General features: G+C 61.6%; 17 protein-coding genes. 7 read left to right on the plus strand and 10 right to left on the minus strand.

What is annotated here, in order from left to right:
• Positions 1–74 precede the first annotated feature (74 nt).
• Entirely contained in the window at positions 75–2,141 is a 2,067-nt protein-coding gene (locus MRBLPB4O_RS24965; RefSeq protein WP_341796895.1) for an AsmA family protein, read from the minus strand.
• A 341-nt stretch (positions 2,142–2,482) separates the two neighbouring features.
• Between MRBLPB4O_RS24965 and MRBLPB4O_RS24970 the strand changes: the two genes are divergently transcribed.
• The 3 genes from MRBLPB4O_RS24970 to MRBLPB4O_RS24980 all read left to right on the plus strand — a co-directional run bounded on the left by MRBLPB4O_RS24970 (position 2,483) and on the right by MRBLPB4O_RS24980 (position 4,906).
• A complete protein-coding gene (locus MRBLPB4O_RS24970) occupies positions 2,483–2,980 on the plus strand; it encodes a phage infection protein (protein WP_341796896.1) in 498 nt (165 codons plus the stop codon).
• A 122-nt stretch (positions 2,981–3,102) separates the two neighbouring features.
• On the plus strand, positions 3,103–3,735 hold the full coding sequence (locus tag MRBLPB4O_RS24975) for a TetR family transcriptional regulator (RefSeq protein WP_016501858.1): 633 nt from the start codon (positions 3,103–3,105) through the stop codon (positions 3,733–3,735).
• Between the two features lie 73 nt (positions 3,736–3,808).
• The gene (locus tag MRBLPB4O_RS24980) at positions 3,809–4,906 is read left to right on the plus strand and encodes an AGE family epimerase/isomerase (protein WP_341796897.1); all 1,098 of its coding nucleotides are present in this window, start codon (positions 3,809–3,811) and stop codon (positions 4,904–4,906) included.
• A gap of 101 nt (positions 4,907–5,007) precedes the next feature.
• On the opposite strand, the gene MRBLPB4O_RS24985 is transcribed toward MRBLPB4O_RS24980, so the two are convergent.
• The 6 genes from MRBLPB4O_RS24985 to MRBLPB4O_RS25010 all read right to left on the minus strand — a co-directional run bounded on the left by MRBLPB4O_RS24985 (position 5,008) and on the right by MRBLPB4O_RS25010 (position 11,562).
• On the minus strand, positions 5,008–5,775 hold the full coding sequence (locus tag MRBLPB4O_RS24985; RefSeq protein WP_341796898.1) for an SDR family oxidoreductase: 768 nt from the start codon (positions 5,773–5,775) through the stop codon (positions 5,008–5,010).
• 692 nt (positions 5,776–6,467) lie between these two features.
• Complete coding sequence (locus MRBLPB4O_RS24990) at positions 6,468–7,184, minus strand: ABC transporter ATP-binding protein (RefSeq protein ID WP_043198088.1); 717 nt, start codon at positions 7,182–7,184, stop codon at positions 6,468–6,470.
• Positions 7,181–8,056 carry an ATP-binding cassette domain-containing protein gene (locus tag MRBLPB4O_RS24995; RefSeq protein ID WP_063423426.1) on the minus strand — a complete coding sequence of 292 codons (876 nt, stop codon included), beginning with the start codon at positions 8,054–8,056 and terminating at the stop codon, positions 7,181–7,183. The genes MRBLPB4O_RS24990 and MRBLPB4O_RS24995 overlap by 4 nt, the downstream gene beginning before the upstream one ends.
• Positions 8,053–9,354: a high-affinity branched-chain amino acid ABC transporter permease LivM gene (gene livM, locus MRBLPB4O_RS25000; RefSeq protein ID WP_016501862.1), complete on the minus strand. Its 1,302-nt coding sequence runs from the start codon at positions 9,352–9,354 to the stop codon at positions 8,053–8,055. The genes MRBLPB4O_RS24995 and livM overlap by 4 nt, the downstream gene beginning before the upstream one ends.
• A 2-nt stretch (positions 9,355–9,356) precedes the next feature.
• Positions 9,357–10,271 (minus strand): branched-chain amino acid ABC transporter permease, encoded by a 915-nt coding sequence (locus MRBLPB4O_RS25005; RefSeq protein WP_016489422.1) that lies wholly within the window; start codon positions 10,269–10,271, stop codon positions 9,357–9,359.
• Positions 10,272–10,425: 154 nt separating this feature from the next.
• Entirely contained in the window at positions 10,426–11,562 is a 1,137-nt protein-coding gene (locus MRBLPB4O_RS25010; protein ID WP_174370709.1) for a branched-chain amino acid ABC transporter substrate-binding protein, read from the minus strand.
• Positions 11,563–12,031: 469 nt separating this feature from the next.
• Between MRBLPB4O_RS25010 and pncB the strand changes: the two genes are divergently transcribed.
• Positions 12,032–13,237 (plus strand): nicotinate phosphoribosyltransferase, encoded by a 1,206-nt coding sequence (gene pncB, locus MRBLPB4O_RS25015; RefSeq protein WP_341796899.1) that lies wholly within the window; start codon positions 12,032–12,034, stop codon positions 13,235–13,237.
• Between the two features lie 3 nt (positions 13,238–13,240).
• The gene (gene nadE / locus MRBLPB4O_RS25020) at positions 13,241–14,068 is read left to right on the plus strand and encodes an ammonia-dependent NAD(+) synthetase (RefSeq protein WP_016501866.1); all 828 of its coding nucleotides are present in this window, start codon (positions 13,241–13,243) and stop codon (positions 14,066–14,068) included.
• 114 nt (positions 14,069–14,182) lie between these two features.
• Here nadE and azu read toward each other — a convergent pair whose 3' ends face one another.
• Positions 14,183–14,632, minus strand: a complete 450-nt coding sequence (azu, locus tag MRBLPB4O_RS25025; protein ID WP_016501867.1) for an azurin — start codon at positions 14,630–14,632, stop codon at positions 14,183–14,185.
• A 349-nt stretch (positions 14,633–14,981) separates the two neighbouring features.
• Here azu and MRBLPB4O_RS25030 point away from each other — a divergent pair, with 349 nt between their 5' ends.
• Positions 14,982–15,569: a TIGR00730 family Rossman fold protein gene (locus MRBLPB4O_RS25030; protein WP_341796900.1), complete on the plus strand. Its 588-nt coding sequence runs from the start codon at positions 14,982–14,984 to the stop codon at positions 15,567–15,569.
• 128 nt (positions 15,570–15,697) lie between these two features.
• Here the strand turns inward: MRBLPB4O_RS25030 and MRBLPB4O_RS25035 are convergent, their stop codons facing one another.
• Positions 15,698–17,998: a YgiQ family radical SAM protein gene (locus MRBLPB4O_RS25035; protein WP_341796901.1), complete on the minus strand. Its 2,301-nt coding sequence runs from the start codon at positions 17,996–17,998 to the stop codon at positions 15,698–15,700.
• A gap of 186 nt (positions 17,999–18,184) precedes the next feature.
• Between MRBLPB4O_RS25035 and MRBLPB4O_RS25040 the strand changes: the two genes are divergently transcribed.
• On the plus strand, positions 18,185–18,952 hold the full coding sequence (locus MRBLPB4O_RS25040; RefSeq protein ID WP_341796902.1) for an RHS repeat-associated core domain-containing protein: 768 nt from the start codon (positions 18,185–18,187) through the stop codon (positions 18,950–18,952).
• A gap of 156 nt (positions 18,953–19,108) precedes the next feature.
• Here the strand turns inward: MRBLPB4O_RS25040 and dnaB are convergent, their stop codons facing one another.
• Positions 19,109–20,506: a replicative DNA helicase gene (gene dnaB, locus MRBLPB4O_RS25045; RefSeq protein WP_341796903.1), complete on the minus strand. Its 1,398-nt coding sequence runs from the start codon at positions 20,504–20,506 to the stop codon at positions 19,109–19,111.
• Positions 20,507–20,553: the final 47 nt, after the last annotated feature.

Consider the following 20,553-nt stretch of genomic DNA (forward strand, 5'->3'; position numbering starts at 1 on the left):
GCCGCTCCTACAAGGGATCGCTTACCCCTGCAGGAGCGGCCTTGTGCCGCGAATGGGCCGCAACGCGGCCCCCATCATTTCTTGCCTTTCACTGCAGCCGGCGCCTTGCCCGCCTTCATCTGCTGCAACAGCGGTGTGCACTGATTGGGATCATCCCCGCTGCTGGGCGCAATCAGCGCCAGCAACCCCGCTGCCGGCCCGGCCACCACACCCAGCGCCACCATTCCCGCCCCGCGCAGTGCCAGCGGCAATGCCTGCACGCCGGCATTGGGCTTGGCAAACGGCCCGCGCACATACAGCGGCGAACGCAGCGAGAACAGCCGCAGGCCTTTCGATTCCGGGGTCACCTTCAAGTCCAACTGCTCGGAGGCAAAATTGGCCGTGCCGTTGATGTAGATGATCGCGTTCTCGGTATCGAAGATGAACAGCCGCGTAGTCGCCAGGCCATCCTTGATACCCACATCAGCCGCCGCGCAATTGATCTTCACATCCTCATCACCAAACAGCTTGCCGACCACATAGTTGCCCACGTTCAAGCCGGCGATCTCCATCAGGCTGCGGCTGATCGCGCCATCGTTGATCAGCATGCGCAGGTCGCCATTGGCCGTCCCCAGCAAGGCCGCAACCGAATTGCCGCGGCCGCTGATGTCGGCATCGCCGTTCAGCTCGCCAAAGCTGGTCTGCATCGGCGCAAAAGTGGGGAACAGCTGCTTGAGCTTAAAGCCCCGGGCAGTCAATTGGGCGCGGCCCTGCAAAGGCACGCTGCGACCATCCAGACGGATTTTGGAGGCCAGGTTGCCGCCGGCCACACCAAAACGCAGGGGCTCCAGACGCAGCAGGCCGTCCTCAAGCATCACATGGGCCGAAAGGTCGTTGAACGGCAGTTGCGTGCTGTGCACGATGCGCTTGCCGGCAAAGGTGACGTCGGCGTCCATCGCGCGCCAGCGCTCTGTGCGAAATTCTTCAACCGGCAGCACCTTGCCCGTCGGCTGCTTGCTGGCACCACCACGTGCCTTCTGCTCGGCGTTGGAGTCGGCGCCGATCAGTGGCGCCAGGTCCTTGAACAGCAACTGGTTGGACACCAGGTTGCCGGACAGCTTGGGCCGTGGCTGGCTGGCGACGAAGGCCAGGTCGCCGTGGATGTCGCTGTCACCGATCTTGCCGTTGAAGCCCTGGTAGTTGAACGTTGCGCCTTGCGGCGCATGCAGGTTGGCGCTGAGGCGGCCGTCGGTCGAGTAGGCCGGGGTATCTGGCAGGGTTACCCCGGTCAATGGGTAGAGGTTGCCCAGGCTGGCACCGGACAGGCGAAGGCGTAGGTCGAGCGCGCCGAGGTTGCGCGGGTCGGTCAGGGTGCCGGCGAGCACTACATGGGTGTCGGCGATGCGCACGTCGGCTTGCAGCGGAAAAGGCTGGTTGGCGTCCTGCAGGGCCAGCAGGCCGCCGATCTTGCCGGTGCCGGACACCGGCTGGCCTTTGTAGCGGCCTTGGGCCTTGAGCCCGAAGGCGTAATCCTGTGCACCACCGGCCTTCTCCGCGCTGGCCTTGCCGACAATGTCGCTGAACGGGATCGGCTTGCCCAGCGGGTCGATCTGCACCTTCATGCTGGTTTTCAGGGTCTGGTCGTCGAAGCTGACATTCCCTTGGTCGAAACCGATCGCACCGATATCCAGCTGCCATTTGGACGGTTCTGCGTTTTCATCCTTGGGGCCGAAGTCGAACGTCCAGTTGGCACGGCCATCGGCCAGGCGGGTGAGGCTGGCAGTGGGCTTGGTCAGGTCGATGCGCGGGATGCTGATCTGCTGGAACAGCAGCGGCAACGGCGCCAGGCGGAACTCCACGCGCTCCAGGCCGACCATCTTGGGTTCCTTGAGCCAGTCCGGGTTGCCCAGGGTCAGGTCCTCGGCAATAAAATGCGGCCATGGCACCCAGGCACGCCAGCCACCCTCTTCAGGCTCGGTGCGCCAGTGAACGGCCAGGTTGCCGTTGATTGCGAAGGGCCGGTGCAGGGCCTCGGAAACCTTTTCGTTGAGCAGGGGTTTTACGCGGTTCCAGTCGAAGGTGGCGATCACCACCACCAGAATCGCCAGCAGGGTTAACAGGGTGGCGAGGGCCCAGAGGAGGATTCTGGCGGGACGCGTCATTGCGTGATTCTCCTTGCGGTATGGCACAAAACGGGTGCAGCGATGGCAGTCAATATGTCGGACTGTGGAAAACCCGTGGGGTTTTATCGAGAGCGCCATGATAGCGAAGTTTTCCTGGCCTTTTGCTCAGCAATACGTCGCGCCAAGCGATGCCTGCTACCCGGCAACAGCTCAACCAAAATCGTCATCACCCGACCTGTATGGCGCTGCCTAGAGCGCTTGCAAACCTCTATCAATGCGGTCGATTGTTACCATTACCCGTATGAACTTCTCTCTGGCGTTACCGAGCGTAGCATTGGCTCCGTACCCACTTTCCAGCCCCCGAGAGGAGCACCGAAATCATGAAACGCCACCTGCTGACCCTGACCCTGTCCATCCTGGCTGCCAATGCTTTTGCCCTGCCAGCCGACGAACAACACCTGACCGCCGAATCCCGCTCCAGCGCTGCCGAAATCGCCCAGCCGCTGAAAACCGTTGCCGAAGGGGGCTCTGACCGCCTGATCGAACGCAGTGGCCGTGTTGCCGAAGGTGGCTCGGATCGCCTGATCGAACGCACTGGCCGCGTCGCTGAAGGTGGCTCGGATCGCCTGATCGAACGCACTGGCCGCGTCGCTGAAGGTGGCTCGGATCGCCTGATCGAACGCACTGGCCGCGTCGCTGAAGGTGGCTCGGATCGCCTGATCGAACGCACTGGCCGCGTCGCTGAAGGTGGCTCGGATCGCCTGATCGAACGCACCGGCCGCGTCGCTGAAGGTGGCTCGGATCGCCTGATCGAACGCACTGGCCGCGTCGCTGAAGGTGGCTCGGATCGCCTGGTTGAACTCAGCCGTGTGAGCTGATCGCCATGGCCGAAAAGAACAACCTGAGTCACAACGCGTGCTCCCCTCCAGGCCCGGTCCATTGACCGGGCTTTGTTTTTTTATCTAGAGTGCCCAGCCTTACCGCCACAGAAGCCCGCACCATGCTGCCGCGCGCCGAACAGAAACTACAGACCCGCCAGGCCCTGCTCGATGCCGCCTGCCTGCTGATGGAGAGTGGCCGTGGTTTCGGCAGTATCAGCCTGCGTGAAGTGGCGAAGACGGCCGGCATCGTGCCCACCGGCTTCTACCGGCATTTTCCCGACATGGACGCCCTCGGCCTGGCCCTGGTGGCCGAAATCGACACCACCTTCCGCCAGACCATCCGCCTGGTGCGCCAGAACGAATTCGAACTGGGCGGCATCACAGACGCTTCGGTGCGCATTTTCCTCGACGTGGTGGCTGCTCACCGCGCGCAGTTCCTGTTTCTGGCCCGCGAGCAATACGGTGGCTCACAGGCCGTGCGCCAGGCCATTGCCCGCCTGCGCCAGGACATCAGCGACGATCTGGCCACCGACCTGGCGCGCATGAAGCGCTGGCAGCACCTGGACAACGCCGCGCTGGCAGTGATGGCCGACCTTGTGGTGAAGACTGTGTTCGCGACCCTGCCCGAGCTTATCGACAGCCCCGAATCGGGTTATCCACAGGCGCTGACGGCGCAGGAAAAGATCACCCAGCAATTGCGCTTCATCTTCGTCGGCGCGCGGCATTGGCAAGGGCTCGGCAACCCGGGCTGATGGGCCGGCACAGGCTACCGAAAACCCCAGTTCTGCTACCATGGCGCCCTGCCCGACAGCGACGAGCGCCGAAATGTCCAACCCCCGCCCCACCCTGCCTGAACTGGCCCGCTTCAACCAGCACTTCGCCGAATGCATCGTGCCGTTGTGGCAAGGCCCAGGCTGGAATGCCGACATGGCCCTGCCCTACGAGGCGCTGGACGCCAAGCACCAACCGTTGCCGGCGCAGCGCTACCGGGCCATGGCCTGCGCCCGCCAGCTGTACCTGTTCAGCAGCCGTATCGGGCAACCGGGCGCGGCCGAGCGCGCGGCGGCGTTGTTCCGCTCGCTGCAAAAGCACTTCCACGATGCCGAGCACGGTGGCTGGTTCTACAGCATCGACGCCCAAGGCAAGCCGCTGGACCGGCGCAAGGACCTGTACACCCACGCATTCATCGTCTTTGCCTGCGCGCACTACTGGGGCAAGGTGCGCGAAAGCCTGGTGGAATCCACCCTGAACGCTGCGCTGGGCATCATCGACCAGCAATTCGCCCGTGACGATGGCCTGTACGAGGCCAGCCTGGGCGAAGACTGGGCTGACCTGGGCAGCGGCCCGCTGCAGAACCCACAGATGCACCTGGCCGAGGCGTTCCTGCAGGTGCTGGCGGTGCGCGTTGATGAACATACCCAGCAGTCGCTGCTGCAGTTGTGTGAAGCGCTGCAGGCGCACTTCGTCGAACCAGCCCATGGCCTGATGCTGGAAAAGCCACGCGGGGCTGTGGATAACTGGTTCGAGCCGGGGCATCAGTTCGAGTGGTTCTACCTGCTGCACACCTCACCGCTACTGCGTGACACGCCACTGCATGCATCCATTGACCGGGCGTTCGGCTTTGCCGAGCAGTTCGGGGTGAAGAATGGGGCAGTGTTGGCAATGCTGGATGTGGATGGCCGGGTGCTGGATGCCACGCAACGCATCTGGGCCCAGGCGGAGTACCTGCGGGCGCTGGTGCTGCGCGCGGGGAGTGAGGCGAAGCTGGTTGACCAGTTGCAGGCGCTGCAAGCGCGGTTCTTGCGCGAAGCGGGCTGGTATGAGTGCCGAGATGGTGAGGGCAACGTCAGCCGACATGATATGCCTTCTACTACGCCCTACCATCTGGCGACTTGCCTGGAAGGGTTGCAGCGCCTGAGCTGACGCTTTCGCAGCACAAGGCTGCTCCTACCGAAACCTGCGCAATGCCTGTAGGAGCAGCCTTGTGCTGCGAATGGGCCGCAAAGCGGCCCCACTTTCCTGAATCAGCCCTTGACCGAACGGTCGATGGAGAACCCTGCCCAATCCTGGCTCACCGGCATCAGCTCCAGGCTGTTGATGTTGATGTGCGCTGGCTGGTTGAGGATCCAGAAGATGGTCTCGGCAATGTCCTGCGGCTGGATCGGCTCGGCACCCGCGTAAGTGGCGTCGTACTTGGCCTGGTCACCGCCGAACCGCACCAGCGAGAACTCGCTCTCGCACAGGCCCGGCTCGATGTTGCTCACGCGCACACCAGTGCCGCGCAGGTCGCAGCGCAGGCTTAGCGAGAACTGGCCGACGAAGGCCTTGGTGCCGCCATACACGTTGCTGCCCGGGTACGGGTAGTTGCCCGCCACAGAACCTACGTTGAGGATCGACGCGCCGCGACCGTGGGCGATCAGGCGTGGCAGCAGCAGGCGGGTGGTGTACATCAAGCCCTTGATATTGGTGTCGACCATGGTTTCCCAGTCGTCCAGGCTGCAGTTCTGCGCCGCATCCACACCCAGTGCCAGGCCGGCGTTGTTGACCAGGCCGCGAATCTTCTCGAACCCGGCCGGCAAGCTGGCGATGGCCTGCTCCATGGCCTTGCGGTCACGCACGTCGAGCACCAGGGCGTGGACCTCGGTCTTGGCCGACAGCTCTGCGCATAGGGCATCCAGGCGCTCCTTGCGGCGGCCAGTGAGCACCAGCTTCCAGCCAGCTTCGGCAAAGCGGCGGGCGGTGGCCTCGCCGAAACCGGAAGTGGCGCCAGTGATGAATACGGTGGACGTCATGCTCTGTTCCTCACGGTAGGTTGTCATCGGCAGCTTTGCAGCATGCCCGCGCCGCGCGCGGGCAGCAAGCCGTTCAGGGCGCTGTACATTTTTTGTACATGTCCGGCAAACCCTTGCGGCAGAAGGCTCGGCGCCAGCTATGCGCATGTTATCCACAAGGCTTTCCCCACAGATTGGGGGCAACTCGTCCACAGTGCGGAACCCTTTCAGCGTTGGGTGGTCGGTGGATATCTTTTCGTTGAGGATGCAAAGCTTTCAAGCATGCAGCCTGCAGCAGTCTGTCCAAGGTTTTCCCACAGAGTTATCCACAGCTTTGTCATTGATTTCCAGGTGCTTTCGGGTCTGTGAAAAACCCTGAAAAGTCATCCACAGGAACCATGTGATCAAAAAATGATCGCATCGCTGCAGGGCACGGTATCAGAGGGCTGGAGCGAGATGCCACCATGTTTTCCACAGGCGGTTCCACATTATCCGTGGACAAGATCACGCCTGTGGAAACAAGGGCTTGCGAGGGAGTATTGGCGTGTCTCGAGAATAAGGCGCGGCAAGTTGTCCACATGGGAATGGGGCTGCTTTGCAGCCCATCGCAGGCAAGCCAGCTCCTACAGATATTGCGCTGCCTTCAAGGTTTGTGCGGTACCTGTGGGAGCTGGCTTGCCTGCGATGGGCCGCAAAGCGGCCCCGGATGTAACTCAGTGCCCGCCAAGATAGGCGTTGCGCACTTCCTCGTTGACCAGCAGCTCCTGCCCGGTGCCGGTCATGCGAATCTCCCCGTTGACCATCACATAAGCCCGGTCGGACAGCTTCAAGGCATGGTTGGCGTTCTGCTCCACCAGAAAAATGGTCATCCCGGTCTTGGCCAGCTCACGCAGGGTCGAGAAGATCTGCTTGACCACGATCGGTGCCAGCCCCAACGAGGGCTCATCCAGCAACAGCAACTTCGGCCGGCTCATCAGCGCCCGGGCAATCGCCAGCATCTGCTGCTCGCCACCGGACATGGTCATGGCCCGCTGGGTACGCCGCTCCTTCAGCCGCGGGAACAGTTCGTACATGCGCTGCATGTCTTCAGCGGCATGCTTGTCGCCGATGGGGATGGTGCCCATCATCAGGTTTTCCTCGACGGTCATGTCGGGGAATACCCGGCGTCCTTCCGGCGACTGGGCAATACCGTTGGAAGCAATGTAGTGCGACGACTTGCGGGTAATGTCGGTGCCGCGATAGACGATATGCCCGGATGCCGCCCGCGGCTGGCCGAAGATCGACATCAGCAGGGTGGACTTGCCGGCACCGTTGGCACCGATCAGGCTGACCGTCTCGCCTTCGTTGATGTGCATCGAAACCTTTTTCAGCGCCTGGATCGGCCCGTAGAACACGTCCAGGTCCTTCAGTTCGAGAATGGGTGCACTCATACCAGTTCCTCTTCATCTGCACCCAGGTAGGCGGCGATCACCGTCGGGTTGTGGCGGATTTCCTGCGGCGCGCCTTCGGCAATCACGTTGCCGTGGTCCAGCACCACGATATGGTCGGAAATGCTCATGACCATGCCCATGTCGTGCTCGATCAGCACCACGGTGATGTCATGCTCGTCACGCAGCACACGAATCATGCGGCTTAGGGCTTCGGTTTCCTGCGGGTTCAGGCCCGCCGCCGGTTCGTCCAGGCAGATGATCTTCGGCCGCGTGCACATGGCCCGGGCAATTTCCAGGCGGCGCTGCTGGCCGTACGACAGCTCGCCGGCCAGGCGGTTGGCGCAGTCAACCAGGTCGACCACTTCCAGCCAGTAGAACGCATGGTCCAGCGCGTCGCTTTCGGCCTTGCGGTAGGCCTTGGTGTTGAGCACCCCGGCCAGCAGGTTGCGGTTGACCCACATGTGCTGGGCCACCAGCAGGTTTTCCACTACCGACATTTCCTTGAACAGGCGGATGTTCTGGAAGGTGCGCGCCAGGCCTGCGCGGTTGACCAGGTGTGTGCCGCCGAACATCTTGTAATACAGGCGGTTGGCAAAGCGCGCCGGCGACACGAAGTCCGCCGCCTGGAAGCGCTCGCCAAGCAACTGGATGACGTTGGTGTGGGTGCCGCGCACGTTCAACTCGATGCGCCCGCCACTGGCCTTGTAAAAGCCGGTCAGGCAGTTGAACACCGTGGTCTTGCCGGCGCCGTTGGGGCCGATCAGGGCGAAGATCTGGTTGCGCCGGACCTTCAGGCTGACATCACTCAGCGCCTTGATGCCACCGAACTGCATCATCAGGTTGTCGACAGAGAGAATGATATCGTCGCTCATGGCGCCACTCCTTTACGCGGGGTCACACCGGTCCGGCTGATGCGGATCAGCCCACGCGGTCGCCAGATCATCATCAGCACCATCAGCACACCGAACAGCAGCACCCGGTATTCGGAGAAGCTGCGCAGCAGTTCGGGCGCCACGGTCAGTACGAACGCTGCAATCACCACGCCCACGGTCGAGCCCATGCCACCCAGCACGACAATGGCGAGGATCAGCGCCGACTCGAAGAAGGTGAACGACGACGGGTTGACGAAGCCCTGGTAGGTGGCGAAAAACACCCCCGCCAGGCCAGCCGTGGAGGCACCCAGGGTAAACGCCGAAAGCTTGACCAGCACGTGGTTCAGGCCCATCGAGCGGCAGGCGATCTCGTCTTCGCGCAGCGCTTCCCACGCGCGGCCTACCGGCATGCGGGTCAGGCGGTGCTTGATGTACAGCACGGCCAACACCACCAGGAACAGCACCGCGTAGATGAACACGAACTTGAGGTTGGCGTTGTAATCGAAGCCGAAGAACTCGTGGATCGGTACCCCGCCATCTTTGGCCCGGCGGCCGAATTCCAGGCCGAAGAAGGTTGGCGAAGGCGCCGGCATGCCGTTGGGGCCTCCGGTGAACGACAGCCAGTTGTTCAGCACCAGGCGGATGATCTCGCCAAAGCCCAGGGTCACGATAGCCAGGTAGTCACCGTGCATTCGTAGCACCGGGAAGCCCAGTATGCACCCCGCCAACGCGGCGGCGATGGCCGCCAGGGGCAGCACGCTCCAGAAACCCAGGCCAAGGTACTGGTAACCCAGTGCCAGGCCGTAGGCGCCAATGGCGTAGAACGCCACGTAGCCCAGGTCGAGCAGGCCGGCCAGGCCGACCACGATGTTAAGGCCAAGCCCCAGCAACACGTAGATCAGCCCGAGGATGACGACGGTCAGCAGGTACTTGTTGGCGAAGATCGGGAAGACGATGGCAATCACCACCAGCGCCGGGATGATGTAGCGCAAGCGCGACTTGTAGTCCGGCGCGTTCACATGCACGCCAGAGCCACCGTTATCGAAGCCCTGGAGCATGCGCACGCCAGCGGCGGTCTGCAGGTACAGGCTGAGCAGGAAGCGCCCCACCATCACCCCGCCGACCAGCCAGGCTACGCGGCGCGGCTCGGCATTGAAGGTGTAGCCGTCGAGCACCACGCCGACGACCGGGCCAAACACAATGAGTGCCAGCAGGCCGGCGACGAGGGTCTCCAGCAGGCTGCGTTTAAGGTCGAAACCCTTGGTTTCGGAAGCAGAGGCAGTTTTGGCAACGGACATGTTCACACCTTAGCCACGAGCGGGCGACCCAGCAGGCCTTGTGGGCGGAAGATAAGGATCATCACCAGCAGCGAGAAGCTGAACACGTCCTTGTAGTCGGAGTTGATCAGGCCAGAGAACAGCGACTCGGAAATCCCCAGGATGATGCCGCCAAGCATGGCGCCAGGCAGCGAGCCGATACCACCGAGCACTGCGGCGGTGAACGCCTTGATGCCGATGATGAAGCCGGCATAGAAGTCGAAGGTGCCGTAGTTCATGGTGATCAGCACACCGGCCAAGGCGGCCATTACCGCACCGATGACAAACACGTACGAAATCACCCGGTCGGTGTTGATGCCCAGGATCGAGGCCATCTTGCGGTCTTGCTGTGTGGCACGGCACATGCGGCCGAGCTTGGTGTACTTGATCACGTAGGTGAGCAGGCCCATGCCCACGAAGGCGGCGATCAGGATGAAGATCTTGGTGTAGGTCAGTTGCACGAAGCCGGTGCCGACTTCGACACGCAAGGCCCCTTCAAGCAGGGTGGGCACGCCTTGTTGGCGGGCGCCCTGGCTGATCTGTGCGTAGTTCTGCAGGATCAGCGAGATGCCGATGGCACTGATCAGCGGCGCCAGGCGGGTGGAGTTACGCAGGGGTTTGTAGGCGATGCGTTCGATGGTGAACCCATAGACGCCCGTGACGACGACGGTGAACAACAGCGTGCCCAACATCAGGAGCGGGAACGACTCGACGCCGAAATAGGCCAGCAATGCCAGGCTGATTGCCGCGAGGTACGCGGAAATCATATACACCTCGCCGTGCGCGAAGTTGATCATGCCGATGATGCCATAGACCATTGTGTAGCCGATGGCGATCAGGCCATAGACCGACCCGAGGGTCAGGCCGTTGACCAGTTGCTGCAGGAAAATACCATCCATAACGCAATCTCACCTGATTGAGATTGCACGAGCGCCGACCACGGCAGGCCACGGATAAAGCGGCCCCCGCAGTGCAGAACCGTGCAGATCTCCGAATAAAGACAGGTACCGCAGGGGCTTGGGCCCGGGCATCAGCCCGGGCCGTGGGCCGTTATTATTTTTGTTTTTCCAGCTGGTGGTATTTACCGTCTTTGTCCCACTGGTAGACCACGTAGTCGGACACGGTCAGGTCACCCTTGCTGTCCCACTTCTTCTCGCCCATCACGGTCTGCACCGGGTTGGCCTTGAGCCACTTGGCGGCGTCTTCGCCCTTGTTGGATTTGGAGCCATTGAAGGCTGCGGCCAGCGCTTGTACCGAAGCGTAGGCATACAGGGTGTAGCCTTCGGGCTCGGTACCGCCTTTGCGGAACTCTTCCACCACGGCCTTGCTGTCTGGCAACAGGCGTGGGTCGGCGCCGAAGGTCATGTACACACCATCGACGTACTGCTTGCCGCCGGCGGTGGACACCAGTTCGTCGGTGACGATGCCGTCATCGGACATGAACTTGACGTCCTTCAGGCCCTGCTCGCGCAGCTGGCGGACCAGCGGGCCGGCCTCTGGGTGCAGGCCGCCGAAGTACACCACGTCGGCACCGGTGGAACGGATCTTGGTAACCACGGCGCTGAAGTCTTTCTCGCCACGGGTCAGGCCTTCATACAGCACCGGCTTGACGCCGCGCTTCTCAAGCTGCGCCTTGGTCGCATCGGCCAGGCCCTGGCCGTAGGTGTCCTTGTCGTGCAGCACCGCGACTTTCTTGCCCTTGAGCACGTCGACGATGTAGTCACCGGCCACGATGCCCTGCTGGTCGTCACGGCCGCACATGCGGAACATGGCGCTGAGGCCGCGCTCGGTCACTTGTGGGTTGGTCGAGCCCGGGGTAATGGCGATGATGCCCGCTTCGTCATACACCTCGGACGCCGGAATGGTGTTGGAAGAACAGAAGTGGCCCACTACGCCGATCACTTTGTCCTGGTCGGCCAGGCGGTTGGCCACGGCCACGGCCTGCTTCGGTTCGCAGGCGTCATCGCCTTTGACCAGGACGATTTTCTCGCCGTTCACGCCACCGGCGGCGTTGATCTTGTCGGCCGCTGCCTGCGCACCTTTCATGTACTGCTCGCCAAACGCCGCGTTAGCCCCGGTCATCGGGCCCGCTACACCGATCTTGACGTCGGCCTGAACATACGAAGAAACACCCAGGGCCGTAGCGACGGCCAGTGCCAGGAAACCTTTCTTGTAAAACGTCTGCGACATGAGGTGGTGCTCCTAGAGTTTTTTTTGGTTGGCACTACAACTTCTCAACCCTGTGCTCAGAGCAAGGGCCGTGCCATAGGTTTTGTCTTCCGGGAAAACACACTGCGCAGGTGCACTGCAGGCGACCGACGGCCTTTTCTTTATTGAGCGTGCAACCGTCTGCCGCGCGGCGGGCGCCACCACACGTACAGACAAGGAGCAACCGCCATGTGCCATCATTGCAACCCTGGCAAGTGTTTACGTGCAACCGCCCTGTAACAGCGGACGTCACCGAAGTGCACACCGCTGGTGCGCGACTGCTACAGGCGGCACCGTTTGAAGGCTAGCCGGTGCACGGAAAAACACCTCTGTTTTGGCACATACGCAGCCCTGTGGGAGCGCGTTCACCCGCGAAGAGGCCAGCCCAGACACAACAAGGCCCAAAAGGCTGGCACAATGTCGGCCATTCGCCGCTTCCGGAGCCCCCTTGATGAGCGAGAGCGCATTCGCCGAGCGCATCGTGCACAACCTGCTCGACACCGACTTCTACAAACTCACGATGATGCAGGGCGTGTTGCACAACTACCCGGACGCCGACGTCGAATGGGAATTCCGCTGCCGTAACGGCGAGGACCTGCGCCCCTACCTGGGCGAGATCCGCCACCAGCTCGAACTGCTCAGCGACCTCACCCTGGATGATGGCCAGCTGGCCTTCCTCGAACGCATCAGCTTCCTCAAACCCGACTTCCTGCGCTTTCTGCGCCTGTTCCGCTTCAACCTGCGCTACGTGCACGTCGGCATTGAAAACGACCAGCTGTTCCTGCGCCTGAAAGGCCCGTGGCTGCATGTGATCCTGTTCGAAGTGCCACTGCTGGCCATCATCAGCGAAGTGCGCAACCGCCATCTGCACCCGCACATGCGCCTGGCCGAGGCCCGCGACCAGCTGTACCGCAAGTTCGACTGGCTGCGCGCGCATGCCAGCGATGACGAACTGGCCAACCTGCAGGTAGCCGACTTCGGCACCCGCCGGCGCTTTTCCAGCCGTGTGCAGGAAGACGTGGTGCGGGTGCTGCGCGACGACTTCCCGGCCCGCTTCGTCGGCACCAGCAACGTCGACCTGGCATGGAAACTGGATATCAAGCCGCTGGGCACCATGGCCCATGAGTGGATCATGGCCCACCAGCAACTCGGCCCGCGCCTGATCGACAGCCAGATCGCCGCGCTGGACTGCTGGGTGCGCGAGTACCGCGGCCTGCTCGGCATCGCCCTGACCGACTGCATCACCATGGATGCCTTCCTTGGCGATTTCGACCTGTACTTCGCCAAGCTGTTCGACGGCCTGCGCCACGACTCGGGCGAGCCGGTGGCCTGGGCGGAGAAGGCCATTGCCCATTACCAGAAACTGGGTATCGACCCGATGACCAAGACCCTGGTGTTTTCCGACGGCCTCAACCTGACCCGCTCACTGGAGATCTTCCGTGCCCTGCGCGGTCGCATCAACGTCAGCTTTGGCATCGGCACCAACCTGACCTGCGACATACCGGGTGTGGCGCCGATGAACATCGTGCTTAAAATGACCGACTGCAACGGCGCGCCAGTGGCCAAGATCTCGGATGAAGCTGCCAAGACCCAATGCCGTGACGAGAACTTCGTCGCCTACATGCGCCACGTATTCAAAGTCCCCAGCAAGGAGTAACCCATGCAAGCGGTTCAGCAAGAGATTGCCCAGGCGCTGAAGGTACAGCCGCCGTTCGCCGACGCTGCAGCGCTCGAGGCCGAAGTCGCCCGGCGTGTGGCGTTCATCAAGGATTGCCTGGCCAACGCCCGGCTCAAGACCCTGGTGCTGGGCATCAGCGGCGGTGTCGACTCGCTGACTGCCGCCTTGCTCGCCCAGCGCGCCGTGAATGAACTGCGGGCCGAAACCGGCGACAAGGCATACACCTTCATTGCCGTGCGCCTGCCCTACCAGGTGCAGCATGACGAGCATGACGCCCAGGCCTGCCTGGACGTGATCAAGGCCGATGAAGTGCACACCGTGGATATCGCCCCGGCGGTGCGGGCATTGGCCGCTGAAGTGGTGGAATTGAAGAACGGCTCGCCGACGCTGGTGGACTTCGTGGTGGGCAACGTCAAGGCACGTACCCGCATGGTTGCCCAGTACACCATCGCCGGGGCCCGCGCGGGCCTGGTGATCGGTACCGACCACGCCGCCGAGGCGGTAATGGGCTTCTTTACCAAGTTTGGTGATGGTGCCTGCGACCTGGCGCCCCTGAGCGGGCTGGTGAAGAACCAGGTACGGGCCATTGCGCGCAGCTTTGGCGCACCGGAGTCACTGGTGGAGAAGGTGCCGACGGCGGACCTTGAAGACCTGGAGCCGGGCAAGCCGGACGAAGCATCCCATGGCGTGACCTACCAGCAGATCGACGCCTTCCTGCATGGGTTGCCGGTTGATCAGGCTGCGTTCGATATCATCGTCGCCACCTACCGCAAGACCCAGCACAAGCGCGAATTGCCGTTCGCCCCGTAAAAGCTTCGCGGGCACGCCCGCTCCCACAGGATTTTCACTGCCCTTGAAAACAGTGATTAACCTGTGGGAGCGGGCGTGCCCGCGAATAGGCCCGAGAGGCCTACACAGCTGTCTTTACTTGACGACGACCTTGCCTTTCATCATCGAGATGTGGCCCGGGAAGGTGCAGAAGAAGCTGTAGTCACCACCGGCTTCCAGCTTGGAAGTGTCGAACTTCACTTCGGTCTCTTTTTCCGGTGCACCGATCATCGCGGTGTGGGCGATGATGTTGGCGTTATCTTCCTTCAGGTAGCCCTTATCGATGCCCTGGGTCATACCTTCAGTGGCAATGCCCTGCATGTCGGCAGTCTTGCTGATCACCAGGTTGTGGCCCATGACGTTCTTCGGCAGGTTGCCGGAGTGGGTCAGTTTGACGGTGAATTCCTTGCAGCTCTTGTCGACGGTGAATTCTTTGGTGGTGTAGGACATCTGGTCCGTCGATTCGACAGTCACCGAGCATTCGGCTGCAAAGACAGAGGCGCTGGCGAGGGTCAGCAGGGATACCGCTACAGCTTTCGCAAACATCATGAATCTCCTTGGCAGGGTTTTATCAATTGCGAGACTGCCTGAAACCGTTCAGCCCCTTGCTGATATGGGTCAAGGGGGTGTCAACAGGCCAGCCAGTAGAATTGTTCAATGGATTGTATACAACCAATCTAAGAGCACATCATGCCCTTTTAATAGACGATGGGACAACCTCTCATTTAGGAGCAATACCAAATGCCCATCTCTGCATTTATCAACAGCCTGCTCGCCGCCTATGCCCACGGGGCAACGGGCGCCATCTGCGAATTCTCCCGCCCGGAATGAACGTGGCCTTGGAAGCGACGGGCATGCGCCGTACCCTGTCCACCTGAGTGACAGGAGATGAGCAATGCCCGTACGTTCCGTTTGTGTGTTCTGCGGCGCCAGCATCGGCGCCAACCCTGCCTACCGTGAAGCAGCCATCGCACTTGGCCAGGCCATTGCGCGCCGCGGCCTGACCCTCGTCTATGGCGGTGGCGCGGTCGGCCTGATGGGCACCGTTGCCGACGCGGCCATGGCGGCCGGTGGCGAAGTGATCGGGATCATTCCCGAAAGCCTGATGAACGCCGAAATCGGCCACAAGGGCCTCAGCCGCCTGGAAGTGGTCGACGGCATGCATGCGCGCAAGGCACGCATGGCCGAGCTTAGCGATGCCTTCATCGCACTGCCGGGTGGGCTGGGTACGCTGGAAGAATTGTTCGAGGTATGGACCTGGGGGCAACTGGGCTATCACGCCAAGCCGTTGGGGCTGCTGGATGTGAACGGCTTCTACACGAAACTGGGCGGGTTCCTGGACCATATCGTCGAAGAAGGCTTTGTGCGGCCGCAACATCGGGCGATGTTGCTGCTGGGGCAGCAGCCGGACGCGCTGCTGGACGGGATGGACAGCTTTGTGGCGCCGGTGGTGCCGAAGTGGGTCGACAAGCAGCCTGACTAAAGCTGAGATTTTTGGGACCGCTTTGCGGTCCTTTCGCGGCACAAGGCCGCTCCTACAGGGAATCGCGGTTTCTTGTAGGAGCGGCCTTGTGCCGCGAAAGGGCTGCAAAGCAGCCCCAAATAGATCAATCAGCGCGGAATAACGGGCTGACGCGGCTTCTTGTTGCCCTTGCCGCCCTTGGCTGCTTCCTTGCGCTCCTTGGCCGCCTGCTGGTTACGCGCAAACGCCTCGGCCTTGGCCTTCTCACGCTTGTCCCACGGCTTGCTGCCATCGCTACCACGCGGCGGCAGGCCGGTGTGCTGGGTGAGGATCTTCTGGTCCTTGCCCACCTTGTGGCTGCCCGCTGGGGTCGAGTTCTTGCGGCGCGCGCTCTGGTACGTGTCGGACTGCGGCTGGTGCAGCGGGATCAGCTGATGCTTGCCCGGCCCGATCAGGTCGGCGCGGCCCATACGCTCCAGCGCTTCACGCAGCATCGGCCAGCCCTTCGGGTCGTGGTAGCGCAAGAACGCCTTGTGCAGGCGGCGTTGCTCGTCGCTCTTGACGATCTCCACCCCTTCACTCTTGTAGGTCACTTTACGCAGGGGGTTCTTGCCCGAGTGGTACATGGCCGTGGCCGAGGCCATCGGCGACGGGTAGAACGCCTGCACCTGATCAGCGCGGAAGCCGTTGCCCTTCAGCCACAGGGCCAGGTTCATCATGTCTTCGTCGGTGGTGCCCGGGTGCGCGGCGATGAAGTACGGGATCAGGTACTGCTCCTTGCCCGCCTCTTTCGAATACTTCTCGAACATACGCTTGAAGCGGTCGTACGAGCCGATACCCGGCTTCATCATCTTGTCCAGCGGGCCACGCTCGGTGTGCTCCGGGGCAATCTTCAGGTAGCCGCCCACGTGGTGGGTAACCAGTTCCTTGACGTACTCCGGCGACTCCACGGCCAGGTCGTAGCGCAGGCCCGAGGCGATCAGGATCTTCTTCACACCTGGCAGGGCACGGGCCTTGCGGTACAGCTCGATCAGCGAGCTGTGGTCGGTGTTGAGGTTTTCGCAGATACCCGGGAACACGCACGACGGCTTGCGGCAGTGCTTCTCGATTTCATGGCTCTTGCAGGCGATGCGGTACATGTTGGCGGTCGGCCCGCCAAGGTCGGAGACCACGCCGGTGAAGCCCGGCACCTTGTCGCGCATCTCTTCGATCTCGTGCAGGATCGACTCGTGCGAGCGGTTCTGGATGATGCGGCCTTCGTGCTCGGTGATCGAGCAGAAGGTGCAGCCACCGAAGCAGCCACGCATGATGTTCACCGAGAAACGGATCATCTCGTAGGCCGGGATGCGCTCCTTGCCATAGGCCGGGTGTGGCACACGGGCGTAGGGCATGCCGAACACGTAGTCCATTTCTTCGGTGGTCATGGGGATGGGTGGCGGGTTGAACCACACATCCACTTCGCCATGCTTCTGCACCAGGGCGCGGGCGTTACCCGGGTTGGTCTCCAGGTGCAGCACGCGGTTGGCGTGGGCATAAAGCACCGGGTCGTTACGTACTTTTTCGAACGACGGCAGGCGGATTACCGACTTTTCCCGGGTCACGCTCGGGCTGTCGAGAATCTGCACGACCTTGGCTTCGTTCGGGTCTTCCTGGTCGCCCTTGGCCTGCTCGATGGCGCAGGCCTGGGTGTCCTGGGTGTTCACGTACGGGTTGATGATCTTGTCGACGCGGCCCGGGCGGTCGATGCGCGTGGAGTCGATCTCGTACCAGCCCTGCGGGGTATCACGGCGCACGAACGCGGTGCCGCGGATGTCAGTGATGCTCTCGATCGTCTCGCCACTGGCCAGGCGCTGGGCCACCTCGACCACCGCACGCTCGGCGTTGCCGAACAGCAGGATGTCGGCGCTGGCGTCGATCAGGATCGAGTGACGCACCTTGTCCTGCCAGTAGTCGTAGTGGGCGATGCGGCGCAGGGAAGCCTCGATGCCACCGAGTACGATCGGCACATGCTTGTAGGCTTCCTTGCAGCGCTGGCTGTACACCAGGCTGGCGCGGTCCGGACGGCTGCCGGCCAGGCCACCTGGGGTGTAGGCGTCGTCGGAACGGATCTTCTTGTCTGCGGTGTAGCGGTTGATCATCGAATCCATGTTGCCCGCGGCCACGCCGAAGAACAGGTTCGGCTCGCCAAGCTTCATGAAGTCGTCTTTCGACTGCCAGTTCGGCTGGGCGATGATGCCCACGCGGAAGCCCTGGGCTTCCAGCAGGCGGCCGATGATGGCCATGCCGAACGACGGATGGTCGACGTAGGCATCACCGGTCACGATGATGATGTCGCAGGAATCCCAGCCGAGCAGATCCATCTCCTGCCTGCTCATTGGCAGGAAAGGTGCTGGCCCGAAGCATTCGGCCCAGTACTTGGGATAGTCGTAGAGTGGTTTGGCTGCTTGCATGTCAGTGACCGGTTCTGGTGTGCAGGGAAATCGCGGGCGCGGAATATAGCACAAATTTTGACCAAATCCGACGATGGTGGTCGGATGTTTTACCTGTAGCCTTTGCACCTGCCAGATTTGACAGTTTCGTCCGGCTCAGGGCAACGCTAGCATTGCAACTGCATCGGCATCATCAAAGGCTCGGACATGAAAATCTCGCCTACCACCTCTTGCCTGACCGCCGCGCCACCGAGACTGACGCAACGAGCTTTCAGCGCTTACGGCTGCAGCGTCAGAGCCAATACCGCCATAGGTTTCAAAGGCGAATATCAGGAGCCTTTTACTGATCAGTACCTATTGGGTAATGGCTATCGTAGCTACAGCCCTGGCCTGATGCGATTCACCTGCCCGGACAGGGAAAGCCCTTTTGAAACAGGAGGATTGAACTGCTATGCGTTTGCCCTCAATGATCCGATCAATGGCAGCGACCCTACAGGAAAGGCTCCAGAATTTGGCACCCTACTAGGCAGAACGCTATCGCAGAAGGCTTATCGTGGGAGGGTTTTCGTTGAATTCGATGGAGTCGTCGCCTTTATGGAGCAACAACCAAACGGGTACAGGCCATCGACCTTGTATATCAGCGCCCATGGCGCACCAGGTTCGGTGATCGGCAGTAGCAAGGACGGGTACAACGCTGCGCGTCTTTACCGACAGCTGGATCGTGATATTGATATGTCGGGTCGGCCAACTCATTTTCTGAGCTGTCACTCCAGCGCGCCTGCCCCGCAGTCCGGTACGTCACTCATCGAGGATATGAGCAAATTGACTGGAGCAGCTTCCTCCGGTTATGCAACCCGTGTGTCAGTAACCAGAGCTAGGAACGGCGATGAATTTATCGCATACAAACATTTCAAGCTATTACCCGGCTTCACTTCAACCAAAGTCACGATCGGTACGATCAGGGATCCCAAATAAACTACACCGAGCCTTGCCCCTTCTGCGGCCGGAGTTGACCGGCCGCTATTTGGGACACCGCCGCAGGGGCTTTTAAGTCTCGAAAGAGCAACCATAGGGCAGTTGTTCTTGGTCACCGTCGAGGCGAGCGAAAGGTGTCGCGATACTTAGTCAGGCTTATTCGTCGTCATCGAAGTTGTACATCCCCGGCGCCAGGTTCTCGAAGCGGGTGTACTTGCCAATAAATGCCAGGCGTACGAAACCGATGGGGCCGTTACGCTGTTTACCGATGATGATTTCCGCAATCCCCTTGTGCTCGGTCTCGGGGTGATAAACCTCGTCCCGGTACACGAACATGATCACGTCGGCGTCCTGCTCGATTGCACCCGATTCACGCAAGTCGGAGTTCACCGGGCGTTTGTTGGGGCGCTGTTCCAGGGAGCGGTTCAGCTGCGACAGGGCGATGACCGGGCAGTTGAACTCCTTGGCCAGGGCCTTGAGCGAGCGGGAGATTTCAGAAATTTCGTTGGTGCGGTTGTCACCGGAAGAGCCCGGGATCTGCATCAGCTGCAGGTAGTCGACCATGATCATGCCGATTTCACCGTGCTCACGCGCCAGACGACGCGTGCGCGCACGCATTTCCGACGGGCTGATGCCAGCGGTATCGTCGATGAACAGCTTGCGGTCGTTGAGCAGGTTGACTGCGGAGGTAAGCCGCGGCCAGTCGTCGTCGTCCAGCTGGCCGGAACGCACCTTGGTCTGGTCGATACGGCCCAGGGACGACAGCATACGCATGATCAGCGATTCACCTGGCATCTCGAGGGAAAACACCAGCACCGCCTTTTCGCTGCGCAGCACGGCGTTTTCCACCAGGTTCATGGCGAAGGTGGTTTTACCCATCGACGGACGGCCGGCGACGATGATCAAGTCGGCTGCCTGCAGGCCGCTGGTTTTCTCGTCCAGGTCGGTGTAGCCGGTAGAAATACCGGTGATATCACTGTCGGAGTTGAACAGCGTATCGATACGGTCGATGGCCATGGTCAACAGCTCGTTGACGCCTACCGGGCCGCCGGTCTTTGGCCGTGCCTCGGCGATCTGGAAGATCTGCCGCTCGGCATCGTCCAGAATCTCTGCAGCGTTGCGCCCCTGCGGGTTGAACGCGTTGTCGGCAATATCGGTGCTGATGCTGATCAGCTGGCGCAGTGTGGCCCGTTCGCGAATGATCGCGGCGTAGGCCTTGATGTTGGCCACCGACGGGGTGTTCTTGGCCAGTTCGGCCAGGTACGCCAAGCCGCCTACCTGCGAGGACAGGCCTTCCTTGTCCAGCTGCTCGTGCAGGGTCACCACGTCAAATGGCTGGTTGGCATCAGCCAACTTGTGCACGGCGCGGAAGATCAGCCGGTGGTCATGCCGGTAGAAATCGCCGTCCGACACCTGGTCCAGCACTCGCTCCCAGGCGTCGTTGTCCAGCATCAGGCCACCGAGCACGGCCTGTTCGGCCTCGATGGAATGCGGCGGCACCTTCAGGGCGGCGGTTTGCAGGTCAAGCTGTTCGGAGGTGGTGATCTCGTTCATGGCCACGAAAGAATTCTGGAGGGATGAAAAAGACAAAGGGCACGGCC

The sequence above is a fragment of the Pseudomonas sp. LPB4.O genome, assembly GCF_038383825.1.
GTDB classification, from domain to species: Bacteria; Pseudomonadota; Gammaproteobacteria; order Pseudomonadales; family Pseudomonadaceae; genus Aquipseudomonas; species Aquipseudomonas putida.